Origin of the sequence: Gemmatimonas aurantiaca (assembly GCF_037190085.1) — a bacterium.
Lineage (GTDB): Bacteria > Gemmatimonadota > Gemmatimonadetes > Gemmatimonadales > Gemmatimonadaceae > Gemmatimonas > Gemmatimonas aurantiaca_A.
In genome coordinates this window covers 804,873-827,211 of sequence record NZ_JBBCJO010000005.1, presented here as the reverse complement: position 1 = coordinate 827,211, position 22,339 = coordinate 804,873, and the positions used below count along the sequence as shown (strand labels likewise).

The following is a 22,339-nucleotide window of genomic DNA, read 5'->3' as shown; positions in this document are numbered from 1 at the left end:
TGGTTATTCCTCGTCGTCGTCGTCATCATCACTCGCGCGGCGGCGCGAGGCGAGCTCTTCATCGCTCAGCTTGGGCGCGCCGAGCTCGTGCTCGTACAGCGTCACCAGGTAGCGCACCACGCCTTCCTCGAGCTTGAGCGCACGCTCGAACTCGGGAAGCGTCGCGGGGACCGTCGTGAAATGGCTGATGATGTAGTAGCCAGTCTCGTGACGGCCGATCTTGTAGGCGAGCTGACGACGGCCCCAGTGCTCGATCTCCGCGGGTTCCGCGAGGTTGAGCAGGGACTGCAGCTTCTCCAGCTTTTCCGCAATCACCGTGTCTTCGAGCGCACTGTCGAAGATGTACACGGCTTCGTACCGCCGCGTGGGGTTGCGACGGATCTTGAGCTTTGCCACTCGGCAATCCTCCCTGTGGTCTGGACCAGTGGTCTGTATGCCACCCGCAGTGCCGAGCCGCGGGCGGAGGGTTGAGAACTTCAACCGGACAGCAGCCACTCACCCGGTGCACCAACGGTGCCGAGAGAGCGACTGAAGTTTCTAGAGCCTTTAAGGCTACTCGGTTCGGGGTCTGCGGTAAAGGCCCGGACCGGCGGGGGCGGGCCGGGCCTTCCGGCAGGGCTTCCCTGGACGGGCTTGCCCGAGGCTACGGAGCCCGGGTCCCGGTGGTGTTGCGCAGATACAGATTCAATGACCCGAAGCTCAATTTCGACTTCATCTGCACCATCATGCGGCGCTCGTCGTCGGTGATCCACACCTCGGCCTTCCCGTTCTGACTGAAGATGCCCTTGGTCTGGAACGTGGGCTGCAGCACCACCGTGCTGAACGAACCGGCGGGGACGGAAATTGTTTCCCTCCGTAGCACCCGGATGCGGACCGGGTTGCCCTGGGCCTTGAAGTACCGGGAAAATTCGTAGGTCTTGCCCACTTCCAGCGGCAGGGTGCGCACGAAATACAGAAACGACCCCTCGTCCAATGGCATCGCGACGGTGGGCTCTTCGGGCTGGTCCCCTTCCTTCATCATCCCGCGCTCCGGGAAGATCTCGTAGCGGCGCTTCCGCTCGTAGCTCCCCTCGTCGATCTCCTGGTGGTACCGCAGGGAGTTCAGCGTGAAGACATCGAACCACGACTCGTACATGTCGTTCACCCGATACAGCGGGATGCCGCCCTTGATCTGGAAGACCGTGTGCCACACGGGATGGCCACGCACTTCGGTGATCTCGCGCACTTCCATGCTGCCGCTGCCCACCTTCAGCGAGCCGAACTTGACATCGTACTCGAGGCGTTCGCCGATCTGAAACGGCACCGCCATCGCGCCCGGCGGGAGCGACGACGCTGCACCGCTCACGCTCTGCCCCGCCAATGGGGTGCTCGCAAGAGATGACCAGACCAGCAGCAGGGTTGCGAGCGCCTTCACTGGCGCGGGCGACATTCGGATCATGTGCGCAACATACCCACCAGAGGGGAAAAAGATCGAAGCACGTGCTGGTGCGGGACGCGCGGCTGGGGGTGAGTCGGACGTGAACTCGCAGTGGGTCGGATGTAAGGCCGACGTGAGTCCGACGTGGATCAGACGTTGAAGCGGAAGAGCAACACGTCGCCGTCCTGCACCACGTACTCCTTGCCTTCCGACCGGACCGCGCCCTTTTCCCGCGCCGGCTTCCATCCGCCCAGCGTGGAGAAGTCCTGATACGACACCGTTTCGGCGCGAATGAAACCCTTCTCGAAGTCCGTGTGGATCACGCCGGCCGCCACCGGCGCGGTGTCGCCGCGGTGGATGGTCCAGGCCCGCACTTCCTGCTCACCCGCGGTGAAGTACGTCTCGAGGCCCAGCAGGTGGTAACCGGCCCGGATGAGTCGATCGAGGCCGGCCGTCTCGATGCCCAGCGACGCCAGGAACTCCACCCGTTCCTCGGGGGGCAGTTCGGCCAGCTCCGCCTCGATCTTGGCCGAGAACGGGACGATCTCCGCATGTTCACCGCTCTCCGCGACGGCCGCCCGCAGCGCCTTGAGATAGGGGCCTTCTTCGCCCGAGAGCTCCTCGTCGGTGACGTTGGCGGCGTACAGCACGGGCTTGGCCGTCAGCAACTGCATGCCCGACAGTTTTGCGAGCGCATCCTTGTCGAGTCCCGCGCGCCAGAGGGGTTTGCCTTCCGACAGTGCCGCGTTGGCGGCTTCGAGCGCCGGCAGTTCGGCCAGCGCTTCCTTGTCGGCCGCCTTGGCCGCGCGCTTCACCTTGTCGAGACGCTTCTCCACCGTGGCGAGATCCGACAGTGCGAGCTCGAGTTCGATGATTTCCTTGTCGCGCGCGGGATCTGGCTGCCCCATGACGTGCGTCACGTCTTCATCGGCGAAACAGCGGATGACATGCACGACCGCATCGGTCTCGCGGATGTTCTGCAGGAACTTGTTGCCCAGCCCTTCACCCTGGGACGCACCCTTCACCAGCCCGGCGATGTCCACGAACTGCACCACGGCCGGCACCGTCCGTTTCGGCTGCACGATCTCCGCGAGGCGGTCCATGCGCGGATCGGGCACTTCCACCATGCCAACGTTCGGTTCGACGGTGCAGAATGGATAGTTGGCCGCTTCCGCCTTGGCGGCGGTGAGGGCGTTGAACAGGGTCGACTTGCCGACATTCGGGAGGCCGACGATACCGAGGCGAAGCATCCAGGAGCGAGCTGAGGCAGAGATCAGAAATGCGAACGGGAGGAATCTAGCGGATCGGAGCAGGGGAGGCGCTGGACTCTGATCTCTGGGGTCTGGCCTCTGGCCTCAGATCTTCAGACGGGGTCAGAAATCAGAGATCAGCCGGTCAGACCTGAGACGGCGATCGAGTTGAGAAATCAGACAACCACGAGGTCAGAGGTCCGAGCACTTCGTCCGCGGGTGGGTACGGACGCGAGGCCTCGACGTTTTGCGGGGCGCTTCGCGCCCCGAACCCTGCGGGCGCCGGGCCGGCAAGCCCGTGGCGCACACGACCCTCTCGACCGCCAGCGCTCAGATTTCTGATTTCGTTGTTGTCTGATCTCTCAACTCGATCGTCGTCTCAGGTCTGACCGGCTGATCTCTCACCTCTGACCCCGTCCGGAAATCTGATCCGCTACTGCACGCACGCTCCGTGCGGGTCCATCCTCACGCCGTCCACCTTCGGCCGATTGGGCAGATTGCCGAGTTCGAGCGCGATGCCCGCCACGAGTCGGGTCACGCGCTGCATGTGCGGGTAGTCGATGTACTGCGGCTCGTCGGTGAGCTGGTGATACGCCGAGTGGCCGCCGGTGGTGAAGAACGTCACCGGGATGCCCCACTTGGCGTATTCGTAGTGGTCGCTGCGGCAGTAGATGTTCATCGGGTGTCCGTTGGCATCCATCGCGTAGTCGAACACGAAGTTGTACTTGCCATCCTTGTTCACGCGCTCGATCAGATCACCGAGTTCGCTCGACAGCCGGCGTGAACCCACGAGCTGCAGATAGTCCGGACCACCGCGCAGTTCCTGGCCGTCCTTGCTCATGCCGGTGACATCGGTGACCGCCCCGCGACCCACCATGTCCATGTTGAGCTGCGCCACGATGGAATCGCGTGGCACCGTCGGATGCTCCGTGAAGTAGGCCGATCCCCACAGGCCTTTTTCCTCGCCGGCGTGCCACACGAAGAGCGTGCTGCGCTTGGGTTTTGTCTTGAGGGAGGCGAGATATTCGGCGATCTCCAGTACGGCCACCGAGCCCGAACCATCGTCGTCGGCTCCATTGAAGATCGAATCGCGCCGGGTGGGACGTGTCTTGCGCAGGTCGGCGAGTTCCGCGTTGATCTGCTCGAACTGCGCCGGTGTGCCCATGTTGCCTTCGTCCTCCGCACCACCCGGGCGCACGAGGCGATTGAAAATGAGCAGGGAGTCGTGATCGACCGCGCGCGGGGCCACGCCCACGTGATCGCTGTGTGCCCCGATCGCCACATACTGCTGTTTCAGCTTCGCATCGCTGCCGGGCAGGAGCGCGACGACATTGCGTGCCGGATACGTGGCATCCGACACGTCCACGTGCGCCTTCACCGTGAGCTTGGCGCCGAGTGCACCGGGTTCGAGCTGCGCCACGGGTTTGGGGAACAGCTTCGCGGCCGCGGCCTCCGAGACGAACAGACGGCCTTCCGCCGCCGGCAGCGAAGGATCGATGAGTTGGGCACCCCCACGCAGCGCATACGCCAGAACGCCCGCCGTGCGTGGTGGCAGCAGGAACAGCACACCCGCGGCACCGGCCGGTGTGAGCGCGGAACCTTCGAGCGACCGCAGCAGCGCCGCATTGCTCGCTTCGGGCGCATAGGCCACCACACGACCCTTCACCTGGTCGGCCGGCAATTCGGCGCTGGTCTCACCGAAGGCGCCCGCGTAGATGACCTCCACGCCATCGAGATCGAGACTGCTGTTGCCACCGATCGCCCACTCGGAGCCGATGGCCAGCGACGCGCCGCCGGCCACGAACGACGACATGCGATCGACCCGTCGCGTTTTCAGCGGCAACGTCTGGAAGAAGGTGCCGTTCTCACCGCCCGGCATGAGACCGATGCGCTGGGCCTCGCGTGCGAGGTAGTCGGTGGCCTTCACGTGCCCTTCCGTTCCCACATCGCGTCCGGCGAGCGAATCGTCGGCGAAGATGTAGAGACGCGTCATCAGATCCTGCGACGTGATGGCCGCCGACGTGGGCTTCGGATCGTGCTTGAGCGGCAGGGGCGTGCTGTTCACACCGGCCGAAGGACTCTGGGCCCGCAACACGGACCCCACACCCAACAGGGCACACCCGAGCGCAAGGCCCAGGGCAACGGCGACCCGGGAACGGATCAGGATCATGGCTTGGAAGCTGGAGAAAGAGGAACACGCGCGATCCGCACCGTCATGGTCGGTGTCACCGTCGTGTACGCGGCAATGAGCGCATCACCGTGGCGCGCGATGCGCGGGAATCCGCTCTGCCGCGCGCCGCTGGTGCTGGCGATGATCTGAGGTACCCCGCGTGTGCCGTCGGGTCCCACGCGGCGGACCAGGACATCGGCCTGCTCGGGGGACCGCTGTTCGAGCCACACCACCACCGGGCGCGCCTGATCGTCGAGCAACACGTCGACCCGTCCGATCGGATTGCCTTCGTCGACCCGCACGGGCGCCCCGAACGTTGCCCCACCGTCCAGCGACCGGGCGACATAGACCCGCGCGGTGTCGTGTGCCGCGGTGTACCAGGCGACGGCCACGGTGTCACCCAGCGACGCCACCTGTGGACCGTTCACCGGACATCCGGGATAGTGCCAGTCGTCGTCGTGCACCTTCTGCGGCTCCGTCCACCCCGTTGTGGTGGCGCGTACCACGACGATGTCGCGGATCTCTTCTGCCGTGCGGTCGCGGTAGGCGATCACGCGACCGCCACGGGTGGGGGCGGTCCCCGTCTGGCAGCAGTCGCAGCTTCGTGCATCGATGAGCGATTCCCGTTCGAGTGTGCCATCGGGCGCAATGGCCGCCGACCGGATGGTCATTTCTCGCGCCGAATCGGCCATGGCGCTCTTGCGACCATCGAGCCACACCAGCCCGATGCGATCCGCTCCTTCAGCCCACATCGACACGAAACCATGTTCCGCCGCCAGCCCGTCGGTGTGCGGCGTGACCGCGGCGCCCCAGGTCCGTCCCTGGTCCTTCGAACGCACCACGCGGATGCCGTAGGCGTATTTGCTGCCACCTTCCCGCTCCAGCCAGTGCGCGGCGACATCGCCATTGCCCAGCGCCGTGATCACGGGAAAGTCGGCCCAGTTCACGAAGAACGGACGCGCGGTGGCGATGGTGCGCGTGGAGTCCCAGGTGGAATCCTTCCAGGCGGCCATCCGGATGGAGGTCGTGGAATCCGCACCGCGCTGGGTCCAGGACAGCAGCAGTGTGCGATCGGCCGTGACGGCGAGATGCGGCGTGTTGCTGCCGGCGAGCGTGGGTGAAGACATGTCGACCGGCGCACCGAGATCGAGCGACGTGGCGGTGGCGGTCCCTGCCTGATCGCTCCCCGACGTGCACGCCAGCGGGGCGCACAGGAGGAGGACAGGCAGTAGAATCAGGAGATGCGGGGGGCGGAGTGTGCGGGTCATGATCCGAAAGCTCCGCTCCCGGCAGCCAGTTCTCAACCCGCCACGACCGTGGCGCCTCCCTCCCTGCAGCGCTTCCTGAAGCTCTCCCTCATGAAATCGCGTTCTTCCTCGCCCGGTGTCCGGCATATCAGGCGTTCCTGGCTGGGGATCCTGGCCCTCGGTCTCGTGGTCCAGGCCCCGGCCGTCCCGTCCCTCGGCGCGCAGACCCCCACCTTTCCCACCAACGACGCCACTCTCCGGCGCATCTGGGCACAGGGAATGGACAGTTCGCAGGTGCAGCGTCTCGCGCAGGTGCTGCTCGATTCCATCGGCCCGCGTCTCACGGGCACCGCGCGCCAGAAGATGGCCAACGACTGGCTGCTGTCGCTCTACAAGCAGTGGGGCGTGGAGGGACGCAACGAAAAGATCGGTACCTGGCGCGGCTGGCGTCGTGGCCATTCGCACATCGATCTCGTCACGCCGCGTCAGCGCACGCTCGAAGGCACCATGCTGGCGTGGAGCCCGGGCACGAAGAGCAAGGATGTCACGGCACCCACGGTGATCCTGCCCCGCTTTGCCGACAGCACCGAGTTCGTGAAATGGTTGCCGCAGGCGAAGGGCAAGTTCGTGCTCGTGTCCGCGCCGCAGCCGACCTGCCGTCCCACCGACAACTGGCAGCAGCACGCCACACCGGCCTCGAAGGCGCGCATGGACAGCCTGCGCGCCGACGTGAATCGCGAGTGGGGCGGCACCAGTGTGCGGGGCACCGGCTATTCCAACGCACTGGGCACCGGCAGTCTGGGCATGCGTCTCGAAGAAGGTGGGGTGGCGGGCGTCATCACTTCGCGTCCGAAGAATGCGTGGGGCACCATCGATGTCTTCGAGAGCTACAACACGAAGGCGCCGGCCATCGGTCTGTCCTGTGAAGACTATGGACTCGTCTTCCGGCTCACCGAGAACCGGCAGGCGCCCACGGTGCGGCTCAATCTCGATGCCGATCTGCTGGGTGAGCAGCCGATCTTCAACACCATCGGCATGATCCGCGGCACCGAGAAGCCCGATGAATACGTGGTGCTGTCGGGACATTTCGATTCGTTCGACGGCGGATCGGGGGCCACCGACAACGGCACCGGATCGCTCACGATGCTGGAAGCCATGCGCATCCTGTCGACGGTGTATCCCAGGCCCAAGCGCACCATTCTCATCGGACACTGGACGGCCGAGGAGCACGGCCTCGTGGGCTCACGCGCGTTCACCGAGGATCATCCGGAAGTGGTGCGGGGGTTGCAGGCGCTGTTCAATCAGGACAACGGCACCGGACGCGTGCAGAGCGTCAATGCCGGTGGACTGCCCAACGCGGGCGAACATCTGCGTCAGTGGCTGGCTGCATTGCCAACCGAGATGTCAGCAGCGATCACGCCGCGCATTCCCGGTTCACCCAGCGGTGGCGGCAGTGATGACGCCAGCTTCGCCTGCTATGGGGCGCCGGCGTTCGGACTGGGTGGGGTGAGCTGGGACTACGGCAGCTATACCTGGCACACCAATCGCGACACGTACGACAAGATCGTGTTCGACGATCTGCGCTTCAATGCGACGTTGACCGCGATGCTGGCCTATCTCGCGGCCAACGACGCGAGCACCATCACGCGGGAACGGGCGACCGCCGAACAGATCCGTCCGCAGGGTGGTGCGGGTGCCGGTCCTGGTGGTGGTGGCGCATTCGCGTGGCCCACGTGTCAGAAGGCGCCGCGCCAGACGAATCCGCGATTGCGGTAGGGGAGCGAGCAGGGCGTTTCGGCTGAGTGGGAGGCGAGTCCGGCTGTCGTCAGGCCACCTGCGCCTCCCTTCATCCTCCCTCCATCCGAGGCCCGCGGTATGTTTGCCCGCATGTCTCCCGATTGGAGGGCGTTCTGCATGTGTGCACTGTCCTGGTGTGTTCGATACGCGCTGATCCTGCTGGCCATGCTGTTGGTGTGGCCCGCAGGTCTGCGGGCAGCGCCCGCGCACGGCGTTGACGGAGAGGCCCACCGCGCGGCCGCGCCCGTGCAGGACACGATTGTGAGGAGCGGTGTGTCGCCGGTGCAGGACACGATCGTGGAGCGGGTCATCTTCCAGGTGCTCGATGACCAGGATCAGCCGCTGGCCAACGCGGAGGTGTTCGTCGTTGAGCTCGAGCGTCGGTTGCTCACCAATGCCGCAGGTCTGGCGTTTCTGGAACAGGTGCCCGTAGGCATCTACGGCCTGGGCGTGCGTCGTGTCGGGTATCTGCCTTCCAGTCTGCGGGTGCAGATCACGCCTCTCACGTCCATGATCACGTTGCCGCTCGAGCCCGTGACGACCCGCTTGGCCGCGGTGGTGTCGCAGGCCGAGCGTGGGGGCCTCTCGGGGGTCGTGTCCGATACGGCGCTCCGGCCGCTGGCCGGCGCCCGGGTGATGGTCGTCGGCAGCGGCCAGCGTACGACCACCAACGCGCAGGGACGCTTCCATCTGTCGCTCAAGGCCGCCGCCTACATGATCCGGATCGAGCGGGACTCCTTCGCCAGTCAGGCCATCGGCGTGACTGTGCCCAAGGACAGTGGCCGGCAGATCGCGGTGTGGATGGAGCCCGCCGAGGCTCCCCCCAATCCGGCCGAAGCTGTGCAGCTCTTCGAACTGGGTCGGCGTATGGTCCGGCTCAAGTCGATCAACACGCAGTACTACACCCGCGATGGATTGCATGAGATGGGGATCACCGATCTGGCACAACTTGCCCGCCGGTGGCAGACCGCCGGAATCTCCGGTGCCTGTGAAGTCACGGTGAAAGCCAACGGCTGGACCTGGTCCGTTCCACTCGTGTCGGTGGATCTCGGCGCCATCGAGTTCGTCGAAGTGTCGAGACCGGACGTCAAGTTCAGGCCCGGTACTCGCGGACCGACGAGCATCGCCAACGGCGGCAATCGGCAGATTCTCACGCCCACGGGGTATGAGTTGGGATTCACACGCGAGTGTGGCTACGTGAGCCTCGTGATCTGGCTCCGGACATAGCACCCGGCCGCACCATCGCCTATGTCCCTCGCGCGACCCCCTCAATTGATTCACTCTTGACAAATAGTTAGGACTCCTAAATAATGTCTCCATGGACACAGCGTCACAATCCGATCCGATTCTCCTCCGCCTCCGGGAGGGGTTCGACCGTATCGCATTCGTGGGACGGGCCGATCTGTGGGCGGCCTCGGGTGACGCGGGGCTGAATCCCACGCAGGCGCAGGTGCTGGCGTTGCTGACCGGCCGGCCAGCAGGACTTCGACCCAAAGAGATTGCCGCGCATCTCGCGATCTCGGCGGCGAGCATCACCGATACGCTGAATGCGCTCGTCCGCAAAGGTCTCGTGTGGCGCGCCGCCGATCCGGCCGATCAACGCGCGGTGATCATCCGGGCCACGCCGGAGGGCGTTCGTGTGGGCGAGGAGATCGCCCACGCTGCCTCCCAGGTCGGCGACGCGCTCGCGTCGTTGCCATCGGTCGCACAGGAAGCGCTGTTGCTCACGCAGATCGCGCTCATCCGGCAACTGCAGACCTCGGGCGCCATTCCGGTGCAGCGCATGTGTGTCTCCTGCCGTCATTTCCGCCCGCACGTCCATGCCGACGCGGCCCACCCCCACCACTGCGCGTTCGTGGACGCCGCCTTCGGCAGTCGCGATCTGCGGCTCGATTGCGGCGAACACGAGACGGCCGATGCCGTCGTTCAACACACCGCGTGGACGTCGCTCGCGGAGCGATCGCCGATGCTCCACGCCCAACCTCTGCGCTGATATCCGTGCGGACATCAGGAGGCCTTCTCATGAACGCTCACATCAACGCTCACCGGGAGCCCCATACTCACATGCACACGATCACCCGCCGGGACGTACGCCGGAACACTTCCACATGGAGTGCTCTGGCAGGAATGCTGGTCATGACGGCCTGCGCACCGGCCGATTCATCGATGCGGGAAACGGCATCGAAAGACACCACGACCGCACGCGGGATCACGGTCGTCAGCAGCGACACCGTTCTGGCGTCGTTCGATATCGTCGAAACGCGCATCGTCACCAGCGGTGGGAATGCGATCTTCCGGACACGCGTGCGCGCCGACGCGGGCAAAACGACGCCGCGGGCCACCGGCAAGTTCGAGGGATCGGAGGTGTATGCGTACGTATGGCCGACATCGCTCAATTCGTCCGATGCGGGCTTCGATCCCGATCAGGGCATTGTCGCGCTGGCGGCGACGTTCCACCCCGATTTCGACGATGCGGCAAACAGCGGCACGAACCGTGATCGCTGGCATGCGCATTGGGTGGTGCTCAATGAAGATCCGGCATGTCCGGGTGGCCTCAAGGTGAAGGACATTCCCGAGGGGACCAAGCCGAAGCTCCCGGACACATGGCCCGGTGTGCCGTTGCTGATCGACAGCCCCGACTATCGGACCGATCTCGCGGGTGATCTCGTCGAAGTGCATATCCCGCTCGAAAAGATCGGCGCGCTCGCGACGGCGTCGTTCGATGGTGTCACGGCGGGGCTGCGCGTCAATGCGAATCTGCATGCGCCGCTCCTGTGTGTCACCAACGTCTACAAGGTTGCATCGGGGAATCTGTCACTGCCGGGCAAGGTCGGTCCCGACAGGTGACGGCCCGGGGTACTATCGCCCCATCGTACTCACGGCCTTTTCGGTGCCGTCACTGATCCAGAGCTCGACGGCCTGCGTGAGCCGCGGCAGCAGAGCATCGACGAGTTCCCGCTCGTCGCGGGGCATGCCACGCAGCACGAAGTCGGCCAGATCGCCGATCTGGCGCCGTTCATCGACAGGACGGATGCCGATGCGCAATCGCGGATAGGTGGCCGTCTTGAGATGTGCTTCGATGCTCTTGAGGCCATTGTGTCCGCCCGGGCTGCCCGCCGCGCGCAGACGGTACTCGCCCACGGGCACGGCCACTTCGTCGACGATCACGAGCAGATCCTGCGCCGGTGTCCACCCTTCGCGTTTGAGATAGGGACGCAACACGGCGCCGCTCAGATTCATGTACGTCTGCGGCTTGACCAGCTTGACCTTCTTCGTGCCCACCAATCCGGTCGTGGAGACGGCGTCACCGTCCTTGCGCCACGGATCGAAATGCCAGTGGGCGGCGAGATGATCGACCAGCCACCATCCCACATTGTGGCGGGTGTCCTCGTATTCACGACCCGGGTTGCCCAGTCCAACGATGACTTTCATACGCAGAGGAAGACGCGCGGGGCGCGGAATGCGCCAGCGTGGGGTGACCATGCCGGACGGACTCCGCGCCCCGCGAATGAAACGCGACCGGAATTACTTGGTGTCTTCCGGCTTCGGCTTGCGGATGAGCTCCGGTTCGGCGGCGCCATCGGCCGGGGCTTCCTCGTGCACCTTGGGCGGCTGCACCACACACACCGTCGCGCCGGCGTCGTCCAGCACCTTGATGCCGGCGGGCAGCTTGAGATCGGCCACGTGCAGCGACTTGCCGAGCTTCACGCCCGAGATGTCCACGTCGATGTGGTTCGGGATGTTGGCCGGATCCACTTCGATGGAGAGCTCGTGCATGATCTGATCGAGGATGCCGCCCTCGAGACGCACGCCTTCCGGCGTGCCGACGTACACGATGGGGCACTTCACCGCCACCGTCTCACCAGCCACCAGCTCCTGGAAGTCGATGTGCAGGATGGTGCGCTTGAACGGGTGGCGCTGGATCTCGCGGATCAGCGTGCGCGACGTCTTGCCATCGATGACGAGCTCGATGACGGTGCTGCTGACGGCGATGCTCTTGATCAGACGTTCGGTCTCGCGGGCGTTGGTCGTGAGCGACTGCGGCTCACGGCCGTGGCCATAGATGACCGCCGGAATGTTGCCGGCCTGACGGATCTTGCGCGCCGCACCCTTGCCGGTTTCGGCACGGGCAGATGCATTGAGTGTGACGTTTGCCATGGAACTACCTCGGAAGAAAGTGGTTCGGGAGTAACCGGATCTGGTCGTCCCGGCCGATACTGCGTCCTGCACCTGCACCTGCACCTGCTATTGCACTGACCTGCACCTACTCGAACAACACACTCACGCTCTGGTCGGCGTGGGTGAAGCGGATGGCCTTCGCGAGCAGATCGCCCACCGACAGTGTGCGCAGCGTGTCGAAACGGCGCTCCGGCGGCAGGTTGATCGAATCGGTGACCACCACTTCCTTGATCGGCGCATTGGACAACCGCTCCACGGCCGGGCCGCTGAAGAGGGCGTGCGTGGCACACACGTAGATGTCCTTGGCGCCGAGATTCTTGAGCGCGCGCGCGGCCTCGGAGACCGTACCCGCGGTATCGATCATGTCGTCGGGGACGAGACAGTCCCGACCTTCCACCTCACCGACGACGTTCATCACTTCCGCGACATTGGCCTTGGGACGGCGCTTGTCGATGATGGCGAACGTGGCATCGAGTCGCTTGGCGAAACCGCGCGCCATCTTGGCCGAGCCGACGTCGGGGGCGACGACCACGAGGTCCTTGAGTCCCTTTCTGCGGAAGTAGTTCGTGAAGACCGGCGCCGCATAGAGGTGGTCGACGGGAACGTCGAAGAACCCCTGGAGCTGATGGGCATGAAAATCGAGACCCAGCACACGACTGGCGCCGGCGGTCTCGATGAGATTGGCCATCAGTTTGGCGCCGATCGCCACGCGCGGCTGATCCTTGCGATCCTGGCGGGCATAGCCGGTGTAGGGCAGCACCGCGGTGACGCGGGCGGCCGACGCGCGACGCGCGGCATCGATGAGCAGGAGCAGTTCGAGCATGTTCTCGCCGGGCGGATTCGTGGGCTGCACCACGAAGACATCCTGGCCGCGGATGTTCTCGTCGATGCGCACGAACACTTCGCCATCGGCGAACCGCGTGCAGGTGACCTTGCACAGCTCGGTGCCGAGCGAGCGCGCAATCTCCTCGGCCAGCGGCTGATTGGCGGTGCCGGAGAGGATCTTGTAACCCCGGTTCGGGGACGCGACGGAAACGTCCGTGGCGGCGCTCATGAGGGTCTCACGCGAGTTGGGGGAAAACGAGCCTCGAACAACGAATCGACGACGAACCTGGGCGCCGCTGGGGACGCCATTGCAACACCACCAAAAACGGGGCGGAGTGTCGCCGGTACCCGTGCAGGCGCGGCGTCTCCGTCCCAATTGTTGGCAGCCTTTCAAGATAATCGGGCCCGACCCGGTTTCCAACCAGGCGGGCCCGACTGTGTGTGATGCACCGGCGAAGGTGGACGATGCCACATTTCGCGCCACATTTTGTCAGCCTGTTCGCTCCGACCGGTACCGGAAAGGGCGGACAAGTGTTTGTGGATACGGCGGATAGGCCCACTTGGAATCGAACCAAGATCTCCGGCTCCAAAGGCCGGGGTAATAGCCGTTATACGATGGGCCAGCAGTGCGGGGAATCCTAGTCCGACAGAGCGAGAGGGACAACCACCCCTCACTTCCCCCACAGCCACGCCGCCCCGCGCACGCCGCTCGAATCGCCATGCCGATGGCGCACCACGCGGGTCGCCAGCTCCGTCGTGAACACCCACTGCGGCAAACGCGCGACGATATCGTCCACCATGCCTTCCACGTTCGACAACCCGCCGCCCAGCACGATCACGTCCGGGTCGAGCAGATTGATGACCGTGGCGAGGCTGCGTGCGGCGCGATCGATCCACCGGGCGCGCGTCGCGGCGGCCTGCACGTCACCCGCAGCGGCGGCCTGCATGATCGCCGCCGTGTCCCGCGTTTCACCGCTCACCCGCACGTGATCCGCGGCGATGGCCGGCCCCGAGATCCAGCTCTCGATGCAACCGCGCCGGCCGCAGTAGCACTCTGGTCCCGGCACCTCGTCGGCCGTGGTCCATGGCAGTCCGTTGTGGCCCCATTCGCCGCCAATGAGATTGCGCCCCGCATGCACCCGTCCATCGATCACGATGCCGCCGCCCACGCCCGTGCCCATGATCACACCGAACACCACACGGGCCCCGGCAGCCGCCCCATCGGCGGCTTCGGACAGCGCAAAGCAGTTCGCATCGTTCTCCGTGCGAACGGGACGCGCGAGGGCGGTGCTCAGATCCGCGGCCAGTGGACGACCGTTGAGCCAGGTGGAATTGGCGTTCTTCACCAGTCCGGTCCCGGGGATCACGACGCCGGGAATGCCGATGCCCACCGTGGCTCGGCGCACAATCGTGGCCTCGAGTCGATGGACAAGTGATGTGACGGCGGTCAGAGTTTCCGGATAGTTCCTGGGCGTGGCGACCCGTTCCCGCAGGAGTTCGGCGCCATCCGGTCCCAGCACGATCCCTTCGATCTTCGTTCCGCCCAGGTCAATGCCTATTCGTACGTCCGTCTGCATGCCGCGACATTGTCCCCCCGCCGCGTCCGGAGCAAGTGGGGCACATCGGTCTTCACATGGTTCTCCTCGTGGCGTCGCGCACCGGGCCGCGACGGTGTTGCTGGCGCTCGCCACGGCGTTCGCCGCCGCGTGCGGTGACTCACCCACGCAGCCGGATCCGGTACCCAAGCCCCCGACACCCAATCCGCCGGATACCACGACCACCACACCCTTCACCGTGCCGGCCATCAGCCGCGAGTTTCGCGGCATGTGGATCGCGACCGTGGCCAACATCGACTGGCCCTCGCGCACGGGGCTGTCCATTCCGCAGCAGCAGGCGGAGCTGGTGGCACTTTTTGACGTCGCGCAGCAGGCGGGGCTCAATGCGGTCATTCTCCATGTCCGCGCGGCGGGTGATGCACTCTATCCGTCGTCGCTGGAGCCGTGGATGCGCTCCTTCAGTGGAACCCAGGGAGTGGACCCGGGATGGGATCCCCTGCAGTACGCGGTCGAACAGAGTCATGCCCGTGGGCTCGAACTGCATGCCTGGTTCAATCCCTTCCGCGCGGGCAACGCGAGCGACACGGCGCGGCTGGCCGAATCGCATTTTGGTCGCAAGCGTCCAGACCTGCTGCGGCGGTACTGCTCGCAGCTCTGGTTCGATCCGGGCGAGGCCGCGACGCACGATCAGGCCATCGCCGTGGTGCAGGATGTGCTCACGCGCTACGACATCGATGGGGTGCACATCGACGACTATTTCTATCCGTATCCCGAGACTGGCTGCACCAGCGATTTCCCCGACAGCGTCGCGTTCGCGCGCTATCAGAGCGGCGGTGGGACCCTTTCACGCGGCGACTGGCGACGCGACAACGTGAATCGTTTCGTGGAGCGCCTGTACACCACGGTCCGCGAACGTTCACGCACGGTTCGTGTGGGCATCAGCCCTTTCGGTATCTGGCGCCCGGGCAATCCCGCCGGTATCACGGGGCTCGATGCGTATGCGTCCATCTACGCCGATTCCCGGCTGTGGATGCAGCGCGGATGGGCCGACTATTTCGCGCCGCAGTTGTACTGGTCGAGCACGTCGGTGGGCCAGAACTACGGCGCGCTGCTGGGCTGGTGGACACAGCAGAACATCATGCGCCGGCATCTCTGGCCCGGCCTGGCGTCGTATCGCATTGCCGATGGCAGCACGGCGCCCTATGCCGCGAGTGAGATCCCCACACAGATCGGCATCACCAGACAGCAGGCCAGCGCCGCCGGCGGCCCGACCGGTACGATTCTCTACAACGCGAGCAGCGTGAAGAACGACCGTGGGGGCTTTGTCACGTCGCTCAAAGGCGGACTGTATGCCAATGGCGCGATCCCACCCGCCACCACCTGGCTCGAAGCCGCGGCGCCGCTGGTGCCGGCCATTGCCGCGACCCGGGGAACCAGCGCGGTGACCGTGTCGATCACACCCAATGGCACGGATGCCTACTGGTGGCTGGTTCGCTGGCGCACCTCCGGCACCTGGCGTCAACGACTGGTGCCCGCATCGACCCGATCGGTGGATGTTCCCGCTGCCGGTGTCGAAGGCCTCGTCGTGACCGCCATCAACCGGATTGGTGTTGCCAGCAGCGACATCACCTGGCGCCCTTGAGCGGTTGGTCTGACATCCTCCGTCCCCCTGACCAGCTCCCTCCTGCTCCCTATCACTGGCCGAATGATAGAAAGCAGGAAGAAGCTGGTCAGAACGACGAAGGATGTCAGACGAACAACATCACTCGCTCATGTGCCCAAGCTTGCTGCTCTCCCGCATGGTGACATACACAACGAGCGACCCGGCGATACACGCCGTCACATACCAGTAGAACCACTGTTCATGACCGATGGTCTTGAACCACAGCGCCACATACTCGGCGGTCCCTCCGAACAATGAGACGGCGATCGCGTATGGCAGTCCCACGCCGAGCGCGCGAATGCCCGTCGGAAAGAGCTCGGCTTTCACCACCGCATTGATAGCCGTGTACCCACTCACGGCGGTGAGCGCGAGCAGCAGCAATCCGATCGCGCCCGACACGGATGTCGTGTGTTCGAGCGCCCGCAAGAGCGGCACGGTGCCCAGCGTCCCCACCACGGCAAAGCTTGTGAGCACGGGCCGCCGGCCCACCCGATCGGATAGGGCACCCACGATGGGCTGCAGGCAGAGATAGACCGCCAGCGTCACCGCGTTGATGAACGTGGCCTGCTGCGCCGTGAAACCCACCGTGTTCACCAGAAACTTCTGGGCGTAGGTCGTGAAGGTGTAGAACGCCACCGTACCACCCGCGGTGAGTCCCACCACCGTGAGCACGGCGCGTGGATGCTGCAGCAGACCGCGGAGAGTCGCGGCGGCCGAGCCCTGCGTACGGGTGGCGGCATCACGCTGGTAGTCCTCGGTCTCCTCGAGCGAGCGGCGCATGCCGATGGCCACCACCGCACAGATGGCGCCGATCACGAAGGGAATGCGCCATCCCCACTGCTGCAACTGTTCCGGTGTCAGCATGCGCTGCAACACCAGCAGCACGGCGAGTGCGAGCAGTTGCCCCGCGATGAGCGTCACGTACTGAAAGCTCGACCAGAATCCGCGATGGCGCTGTCCCGCCATCTCGCTCAGATACGTCGCGCTCGCGCCGTATTCGCCGCCCACGCTGAGTCCCTGCAGCAGGCGGGCCAGCACCAGAAGGGTTGGCGCGAGCAGTCCGATGGTCGCATAACTGGGTGTGACGGCGATGAGCAACGATCCACCGCACATGAGCAGCACCGACAGGGTCAGGGCGGCGCGCCGTCCGTGCCGATCGGCGTAGCGTCCCATGATCCAGCCGCCCAGGGGGCGCATGAAGAACCCCACGGCAAACACGGCCGCGGCATTGAGCAGTTGGACGGTCTGATTGGCCGGCGGAAAGAAACTCTTCGCGAAGTACAACGAGAACGCGGAGTAGGCGTACCAATCGTACCACTCCACCAGATTGCCGATGGAACCACCGATGATGGATCGGAGACGCGACGGGCGCCGGTCGCCCGCATGACGCTGAGTGGAGTGCATACGGGCGGGGAGGGTTCAGGCGGCGGCGTCGATCGTGCGGGCAAGATGCCCGAGGATGTCGGACTCCGTACGCAGTGACGGGACATCCTCCATCTCGATCACGTAACCATGACGTTCGGCAATAGCTTCATACAGCGGCGTGCGGTGGGCCAGCAACTGTTCGAATCCCCACACGGCAAAGTCGTCCGGATCGACGGTCCGGTCGTCGTCGATGCCACGCAGGGTCTTGTATTCCTGCCACTTGGTGTCGAGGAACACCGGGTTGTAGTACATGGGCTTGGGGTGCCGGCGGAAACGGTCCACCAGCATGCGTGTATGCTCGGCGGTGCCGCGGATATACACCAGCACCGTGTTGTGCGCGAGGCATTGCAGCACCGGGTCGTGCGGATCGTGCACGTCCACCACCTCGCACAGACTGCCACCGGAATCACACACGAAGTGGGTATAGCCGTAGATGGCTCTGGCCCGTTCGACGAACTCCGGGATGTCGAGCAGCGCGCTGATCTCGGCCTGGCGATGCTGGGCCTGACGCCGGCAGTACTCCTCGTACGGGATGCCGCCCAGTGTCTCGTTGCCCGGCTTGCCGAGGTAGGTGGACAGCGGGCTCAGATTCTCGAACGAGATGTTGGAGCGGATGTAGATCGAATCCGATCGCAGGAGCTGCCGGAGGAACGGCACCTTCATCGCTTCGCGCTTGAAGTTGTCGACGATGTGCTCGCCCATGTAGCGCGTGCCGATCCGGTAGTCCACCGAATACTGGAACCAGTCCTGCTTCTGCAGCAGGCCGGCCAGTGTGGTCTTGCCGACCCCCGACATGCCGAAGAAGGTCACCGCATGCGCCGGTTGGTCGAGGAAGGCGCGGCCCGAGGAGAATCGCATCGTGCTAAATTCCGTCGGCGCGTACCGCTCATCAACCCCCCGGTGCCGTCCCGCCACACCGGCCGATCCGCCACCCCGCCACACCCAGTCAGACCACGATGTCCTTTGCAAAGCATGGCCTGAAGGTCTTCGAGATCCCGATCACCGTGCTTCCCGCCGATATCGACGACAACGACCATGTCAACAACGTGGTGTATCTGCGCTGGATCTTCGATGTGGCCCTGGCGCACTGGAACGTGAGCGCCTCCCCGGAGATGAAGCAGCAGTATGGCTGGGTGGCGACACGGCACGAGATCGACTATCGCCGCGAGGCGGTGCTCGGCGACACCATCGTCGCGCATACCTGGATCGGTGCGGTCGACTCGCGGCGCTTCGAACGTCATACCGAAATCGTCAGGGTGACCGACGATCACGTACTGGCCCGCGGCCGGTCGCTCTGGACCCTGCTGTCGCGCGATACGGGTCGGATCACACGTATCCCTCCTGAAATGATCGAGCTCTTTCAGGCGTACATGCATCCAGCCTGAGCGTGCTGGTCCAGCGTGCTGCTCAGAGGTCGGCCGAGAGGCGCAGCACGAGCGTTCGGCCGGCCGCGTCGGCGAACTCCTTGTAGCGCGACATGAAATCGCGGTAGCGCGCGTCGAGCAGATTCCGGACGCTGAGATCGATGTGGAGGAGCCCGCGCGGCGTCAGTCGGCTGACGCCGGCGCTGGCGTGCACGGCCGTCCACGCCGCTGGGGCAAAATCGTCGCGGAAGATCCGGGTCTGTCGTGCGTTCCATTCGGCTGTCAGCGACAGGCTGCGCCCAGGCATATGCCCTTGCGTCCGCTCCTCCCAACGCATGGTCGACGTGACACGCAGGGGCGGGACGAAGGGCAGGACACTGCCATCGCTGGTGTTGCTGGCGTGAACGGCATCGGCGGTGCTCTGCAGCGTGACGTTGCGGCCCATAGCCACAGCCACTGCGGCCTCGGCGCCCACCAGACGCGCATGCCCCTGACGCACCTGCAGCGAATCCAGTGCGCGGCCGGGTTGCCCCACCGGTGCCAGGTAGATGTAGTCGCGGATGCGGTTCACGTAACCGGTGAGTTCACCCGAGACGGCGCTCGTGCGCAAACGCAGTCCGACGTCGGTGTTGAGGCTCGATTCCACACGCAGGTCGGAGCGGCCGATTTCGAACGCGCGTGTGCCTTCGTGAAACCCGTTGGCGAACAGGTCCGATGCACTCGGTGCGCGAAAGCCCCGCGCCACGTTCAGGGCCAGCGACAGTGGGGACTCGGCGCGATACACCGCGCCCACGGTCCCGGTCATGGCACGGAACTGCCGCGCGGTGCGATCGAGCGCGAGAATGGTATTGCCCGGTGTGGACAGCGCGCGCCAGTCGTGCCGGGCGCCGGCGGACAGCGACCAGTCTCCCATCGTGCGTTGTTCGAGCAAGTAGAGACCGATGGCGCTCGTCCGGCTGTCGGGGATGAGCGTGTGCTGACCGAAGGTGCGGAACTGCGTGAGTTGCGCCGCGGTCCCCACCACGCCGGTGAAGCCCTGCCAGGGCGCATGATGCCAGTGTGCGAAGCTCGTGAACGTGCGTGACGCGAGCCCCAGTGCCACCTGGGCGCTGGTGGCGTCATCGAACTCGGCGCGACGGTTTTCCTCCCAGCCCGCCTGCAGTTGCAGGCGCTGCGTGTCGCCGCGGAGATTGCTTTCCAGCGTGATGCGATGCGTCCGGATGCGTTGATGCCCGTCATAGCCCGGTGCCGTGACCGGATCGTCGGCAATGCGGATGGTTTCATCACGCGTCGAGCCGGTGATCTCGATGTCACGCCCGGTGCCATGCCAGCCGGTATTGCCCTCGAGATAGCCCGTGACGTTGCCGGTGTTGAACAGGGGACCCGTTGGTGTGCGCAGGTCCTGCGCCCGTCGACCGGTGCCACTCAGGCGCCAGCCAAAAGCTCCGCGCGCGCCTTCACCCACCAGGGTGGCTGAAGGAGCCTGATTGGCCGAGTTCCAGGCCAGTGCCATACGACCACGCAACAGCCAGGCCTCTCCCTCGGCCCGCGGCAGCGCACGCCTGACCACGTTGACCACGCCACCCAGCGCATCGGAGCCGTACAGCACGCTCGCGGGACCTTTCACGATCTCCAGCCGTTCGGCATCCGCACTCTCCACATTCGGTGAGTGATCGTGCCCCCATTGCTGGGTCTCCGTGCGCTGCCCATTGGCCAGCGTGACCACCCGGTTGTTGGTGAGCCCACGAATGACGGGCTTGCCGATCCCCGTGGTCATGGAGAGTGATCGGATTCCCGGAATCTGTTCGAGTGTCTCTCCCAGTGAGGCGCCCTGACTGCGTCGCAGGGCAGCCCCGCCCAGCTGTGCCGTGGGTTGTGCGACCCGCCGCGCGTCCGTGGCCACCGCCGAGGCCGTGACCTGCATGGTGGGCAGCGCCCGGGCCGTGGAATCACGCCCCGTCGTGTCCGGCCGTGCAGGCTGTGCCGACGCCAGGTTCGGGACATACATCGTCGAGAAAACGAGAATCGTTTTTGTCATAGATTTAATATTAGGTAAGCCTAAATTTTAAGCAAGTAGACAAAAAAGACGCCCCGTGAGGGGCGTCCCGATCCAGCGATCCTTCGTGACATTCTCCCGATCCTCTCAGGCCCGGCGGCTCACCATCTGCTGCAGTCGGTCCACCGCCTCCTTCACCGAGACTTCGTCCGGGCCAAACGAAAACCGCAGGTACTGCCGGAAGCGCGATGTATGATCGGCGCGCCGTTTGCCGGGATTGATGTCGAAGAAGATGCCGGGCACCGTGATCACGCGCTCGCGGAGTGCCGCTTCGAAAAAGGTCTCGCCATCGTTGAGCGGAGCCGGCAGGGACGCGACACTCGCCCAGGCGTAGAAACCGCCTCCGGGTTCGTGCTCCACCGTGAGCCCCGCGGCACGCAGGCCGTCCACCAGAATGCGCCGCTTGCGCGCAAACGCCTGATGAATGGCCGTCACTTCGCGATGCGCATGCCCGGGATCGACCAGCGCACAGGCGGCTTCCTGCAGCGGACGGTTGCCGCCGCCATCCAGAAAACTCCCGGCGCTCGTCGCTGCCTCGATCACTGCCGCCGGACCGACGATCCAGCTGAGCCGCCATCCCGGGCATCGCCATCCCTTGGTGAGCCCGTCGAGAATGACCACCGGATCGCTGTTCACGTCCTCCACGAACTCGGCCGCGCTGACGGTCGTTCCCTCTATCAGGCCCTCGTCCCACAGGTAGTGGGAATAGAATTCGTCGAGAATGAGGGTGCAGCGCAGATCGCGCGCTTCCTGCACCCACGCCGAGAGTGCGCGGCCGCGCAGCACACGGCCCGTGGGATTGGCGGGATTGGACAACAGCAGCGCCCCCAGTCCGCGCCCGGTGATCTCGCGTCGCAGATCGCGCGTGGACAGTGCATAACCACTCTCCGGCTCGAGCAGCAATGGAATCGCGCTGAAGGTTCCGAAGATTTCCAGCAGTTCTTCGTACGCCGTGTAGTCGGGCAGAACATGCCCGAGATTCACATTGCCCAGCGACGCGACCACGCGGGTGAGTGAAGACCGGCCGCCGCCACAGATGCACACGTTTTCCGGGCCGTACTGCGATGCCTTCCCCTGCCGATAGCGGGTGTTGTACAGATTGGCGACGGCACGCCGCAGTGCATCGATGCCGCCTACCGGCGCATACTCGTAGTCGTCGGCCGCGATCCGTACGTCGGTCGGGCGGGAGGGTGCACCGGGCAACGGCCCCGTTTCGGGTTGCCCCTGACCCAGGTTGCACCACCCTTCGGCACCGGCGCCATACCCGAGTTCACGCGCGCGATCCATGACGTAGATGACACCCGTGCGCGGCACGGGACGGAAGCCCGGCACGCGGGCGATTGGTGCGGAAGCAAGCGATGCAGTGGCGTCAGTCATTCCGCAATGTAGT

General features: G+C 65.2%; 19 protein-coding genes and 1 tRNA gene. 6 read left to right on the top strand and 14 right to left on the bottom strand.

What is annotated here, in order from left to right:
* Positions 1-3 precede the first annotated feature (3 nt).
* From rpsF to WG208_RS09325, 5 genes are all read right to left on the bottom strand, one after another.
* Positions 4-396, bottom strand: coding sequence for a 30S ribosomal protein S6 (gene rpsF, locus WG208_RS09345; RefSeq protein WP_337171070.1), 393 nt, complete (start codon positions 394-396; stop codon positions 4-6).
* Between the two features lie 247 nt (positions 397-643).
* Positions 644-1,438 carry a DUF3108 domain-containing protein gene (locus WG208_RS09340; protein ID WP_337171069.1) on the bottom strand — a complete coding sequence of 265 codons (795 nt, stop codon included), beginning with the start codon at positions 1,436-1,438 and terminating at the stop codon, positions 644-646.
* A 128-nt stretch (positions 1,439-1,566) separates the two neighbouring features.
* Positions 1,567-2,667, bottom strand: coding sequence for a redox-regulated ATPase YchF (ychF, locus tag WG208_RS09335; RefSeq protein WP_337171068.1), 1,101 nt, complete (start codon positions 2,665-2,667; stop codon positions 1,567-1,569).
* Positions 2,668-3,100: 433 nt separating this feature from the next.
* A complete protein-coding gene (locus WG208_RS09330; protein WP_337171067.1) occupies positions 3,101-4,837 on the bottom strand; it encodes a M28 family peptidase in 1,737 nt (578 codons plus the stop codon).
* Positions 4,834-6,105, bottom strand: coding sequence for a sialidase family protein (locus tag WG208_RS09325; RefSeq protein WP_337171066.1), 1,272 nt, complete (start codon positions 6,103-6,105; stop codon positions 4,834-4,836). The genes WG208_RS09330 and WG208_RS09325 overlap by 4 nt, the downstream gene beginning before the upstream one ends.
* 48 nt (positions 6,106-6,153) lie before the next feature.
* On the opposite strand from WG208_RS09325, the gene WG208_RS09320 reads away from it, so the two are divergent.
* The 4 genes from WG208_RS09320 (at position 6,154) to WG208_RS09305 (ending at position 10,728) form a co-directional block, all read left to right on the top strand.
* On the top strand, positions 6,154-7,860 hold the full coding sequence (locus WG208_RS09320; protein ID WP_337171065.1) for a M20/M25/M40 family metallo-hydrolase: 1,707 nt from the start codon (positions 6,154-6,156) through the stop codon (positions 7,858-7,860).
* 138 nt (positions 7,861-7,998) lie between these two features.
* Complete coding sequence (locus WG208_RS09315) at positions 7,999-9,108, top strand: carboxypeptidase-like regulatory domain-containing protein (RefSeq protein WP_337171064.1); 1,110 nt, start codon at positions 7,999-8,001, stop codon at positions 9,106-9,108.
* 91 nt (positions 9,109-9,199) lie between these two features.
* A complete protein-coding gene (locus WG208_RS09310; RefSeq protein ID WP_337171063.1) occupies positions 9,200-9,874 on the top strand; it encodes a MarR family transcriptional regulator in 675 nt (224 codons plus the stop codon).
* Positions 9,875-10,017: 143 nt separating this feature from the next.
* Positions 10,018-10,728, top strand: coding sequence for a hypothetical protein (locus WG208_RS09305; RefSeq protein ID WP_337171062.1), 711 nt, complete (start codon positions 10,018-10,020; stop codon positions 10,726-10,728).
* Between the two features lie 12 nt (positions 10,729-10,740).
* Here WG208_RS09305 and pth read toward each other — a convergent pair whose 3' ends face one another.
* The 5 genes from pth to WG208_RS09280 form a co-directional block, all read right to left on the bottom strand.
* Positions 10,741-11,364 carry an aminoacyl-tRNA hydrolase gene (gene pth / locus WG208_RS09300; RefSeq protein WP_337171061.1) on the bottom strand — a complete coding sequence of 208 codons (624 nt, stop codon included), beginning with the start codon at positions 11,362-11,364 and terminating at the stop codon, positions 10,741-10,743.
* Positions 11,365-11,406: 42 nt separating this feature from the next.
* Positions 11,407-12,039, bottom strand: a complete 633-nt coding sequence (locus WG208_RS09295; protein ID WP_337171060.1) for a 50S ribosomal protein L25/general stress protein Ctc — start codon at positions 12,037-12,039, stop codon at positions 11,407-11,409.
* 106 nt (positions 12,040-12,145) lie between these two features.
* Positions 12,146-13,114, bottom strand: coding sequence for a ribose-phosphate pyrophosphokinase (locus WG208_RS09290; RefSeq protein WP_337171059.1), 969 nt, complete (start codon positions 13,112-13,114; stop codon positions 12,146-12,148).
* A 322-nt stretch (positions 13,115-13,436) separates the two neighbouring features.
* Positions 13,437-13,507: transfer RNA gene (locus WG208_RS09285), tRNA-Gln, on the bottom strand.
* A gap of 49 nt (positions 13,508-13,556) precedes the next feature.
* Complete coding sequence (locus WG208_RS09280; protein ID WP_337171058.1) at positions 13,557-14,462, bottom strand: ROK family protein; 906 nt, start codon at positions 14,460-14,462, stop codon at positions 13,557-13,559.
* A 94-nt stretch (positions 14,463-14,556) separates the two neighbouring features.
* On the opposite strand from WG208_RS09280, the gene WG208_RS09275 reads away from it, so the two are divergent.
* Complete coding sequence (locus WG208_RS09275) at positions 14,557-16,083, top strand: family 10 glycosylhydrolase (protein ID WP_337171057.1); 1,527 nt, start codon at positions 14,557-14,559, stop codon at positions 16,081-16,083.
* Positions 16,084-16,203: 120 nt separating this feature from the next.
* On the opposite strand, the gene WG208_RS09270 is transcribed toward WG208_RS09275, so the two are convergent.
* The gene (locus WG208_RS09270; RefSeq protein WP_337171056.1) at positions 16,204-17,508 is read right to left on the bottom strand and encodes an MFS transporter; all 1,305 of its coding nucleotides are present in this window, start codon (positions 17,506-17,508) and stop codon (positions 16,204-16,206) included.
* 15 nt (positions 17,509-17,523) lie between these two features.
* The gene (locus tag WG208_RS09265; RefSeq protein ID WP_337171055.1) at positions 17,524-18,387 is read right to left on the bottom strand and encodes an ATPase; all 864 of its coding nucleotides are present in this window, start codon (positions 18,385-18,387) and stop codon (positions 17,524-17,526) included.
* 98 nt (positions 18,388-18,485) lie between these two features.
* On the opposite strand from WG208_RS09265, the gene WG208_RS09260 reads away from it, so the two are divergent.
* Positions 18,486-18,914 carry a thioesterase family protein gene (locus WG208_RS09260; RefSeq protein WP_337171054.1) on the top strand — a complete coding sequence of 143 codons (429 nt, stop codon included), beginning with the start codon at positions 18,486-18,488 and terminating at the stop codon, positions 18,912-18,914.
* A 22-nt stretch (positions 18,915-18,936) separates the two neighbouring features.
* Here WG208_RS09260 and WG208_RS09255 read toward each other — a convergent pair whose 3' ends face one another.
* The gene (locus WG208_RS09255) at positions 18,937-20,901 is read right to left on the bottom strand and encodes a TonB-dependent receptor (RefSeq protein WP_337171053.1); all 1,965 of its coding nucleotides are present in this window, start codon (positions 20,899-20,901) and stop codon (positions 18,937-18,939) included.
* 135 nt (positions 20,902-21,036) lie between these two features.
* Positions 21,037-22,326 (bottom strand): pyridoxal phosphate-dependent aminotransferase, encoded by a 1,290-nt coding sequence (locus WG208_RS09250; RefSeq protein WP_337171052.1) that lies wholly within the window; start codon positions 22,324-22,326, stop codon positions 21,037-21,039.
* Positions 22,327-22,339: the final 13 nt, after the last annotated feature.

Bases quoted from the DNA above. Each gene is read 5' to 3' on its own strand.
- WG208_RS09340 (WP_337171069.1), bottom strand. From the start codon at position 1,438: ATGATCCGAATGTCGCCCGCGCCAGTGAAGGCGCTCGCAACCCTGCTG.
- ychF (WP_337171068.1), bottom strand. From the start codon at position 2,667: ATGCTTCGCCTCGGTATCGTCGGCCTCCCGAATGTCGGCAAGTCGACC.
- WG208_RS09330 (WP_337171067.1), bottom strand. From the start codon at position 4,837: ATGATCCTGATCCGTTCCCGGGTCGCCGTTGCCCTGGGCCTTGCGCTC.
- WG208_RS09325 (WP_337171066.1), bottom strand. From the start codon at position 6,105: ATGACCCGCACACTCCGCCCCCCGCATCTCCTGATTCTACTGCCTGTC.
- WG208_RS09315 (WP_337171064.1), top strand. From the start codon at position 7,999: ATGTGTGCACTGTCCTGGTGTGTTCGATACGCGCTGATCCTGCTGGCC.
- WG208_RS09310 (WP_337171063.1), top strand. From the start codon at position 9,200: ATGGACACAGCGTCACAATCCGATCCGATTCTCCTCCGCCTCCGGGAG.
- WG208_RS09305 (WP_337171062.1), top strand. From the start codon at position 10,018: ATGACGGCCTGCGCACCGGCCGATTCATCGATGCGGGAAACGGCATCG.
- pth (WP_337171061.1), bottom strand. From the start codon at position 11,364: ATGGTCACCCCACGCTGGCGCATTCCGCGCCCCGCGCGTCTTCCTCTG.
- WG208_RS09295 (WP_337171060.1), bottom strand. From the start codon at position 12,039: ATGGCAAACGTCACACTCAATGCATCTGCCCGTGCCGAAACCGGCAAG.
- WG208_RS09290 (WP_337171059.1), bottom strand. From the start codon at position 13,114: ATGAGCGCCGCCACGGACGTTTCCGTCGCGTCCCCGAACCGGGGTTAC.
- WG208_RS09280 (WP_337171058.1), bottom strand. From the start codon at position 14,462: ATGCAGACGGACGTACGAATAGGCATTGACCTGGGCGGAACGAAGATC.
- WG208_RS09270 (WP_337171056.1), bottom strand. From the start codon at position 17,508: ATGCACTCCACTCAGCGTCATGCGGGCGACCGGCGCCCGTCGCGTCTC.
- WG208_RS09265 (WP_337171055.1), bottom strand. From the start codon at position 18,387: ATGCGATTCTCCTCGGGCCGCGCCTTCCTCGACCAACCGGCGCATGCG.
- WG208_RS09260 (WP_337171054.1), top strand. From the start codon at position 18,486: ATGTCCTTTGCAAAGCATGGCCTGAAGGTCTTCGAGATCCCGATCACC.
- WG208_RS09255 (WP_337171053.1), bottom strand. From the start codon at position 20,901: ATGTATGTCCCGAACCTGGCGTCGGCACAGCCTGCACGGCCGGACACG.
- WG208_RS09250 (WP_337171052.1), bottom strand. From the start codon at position 22,326: ATGACTGACGCCACTGCATCGCTTGCTTCCGCACCAATCGCCCGCGTG.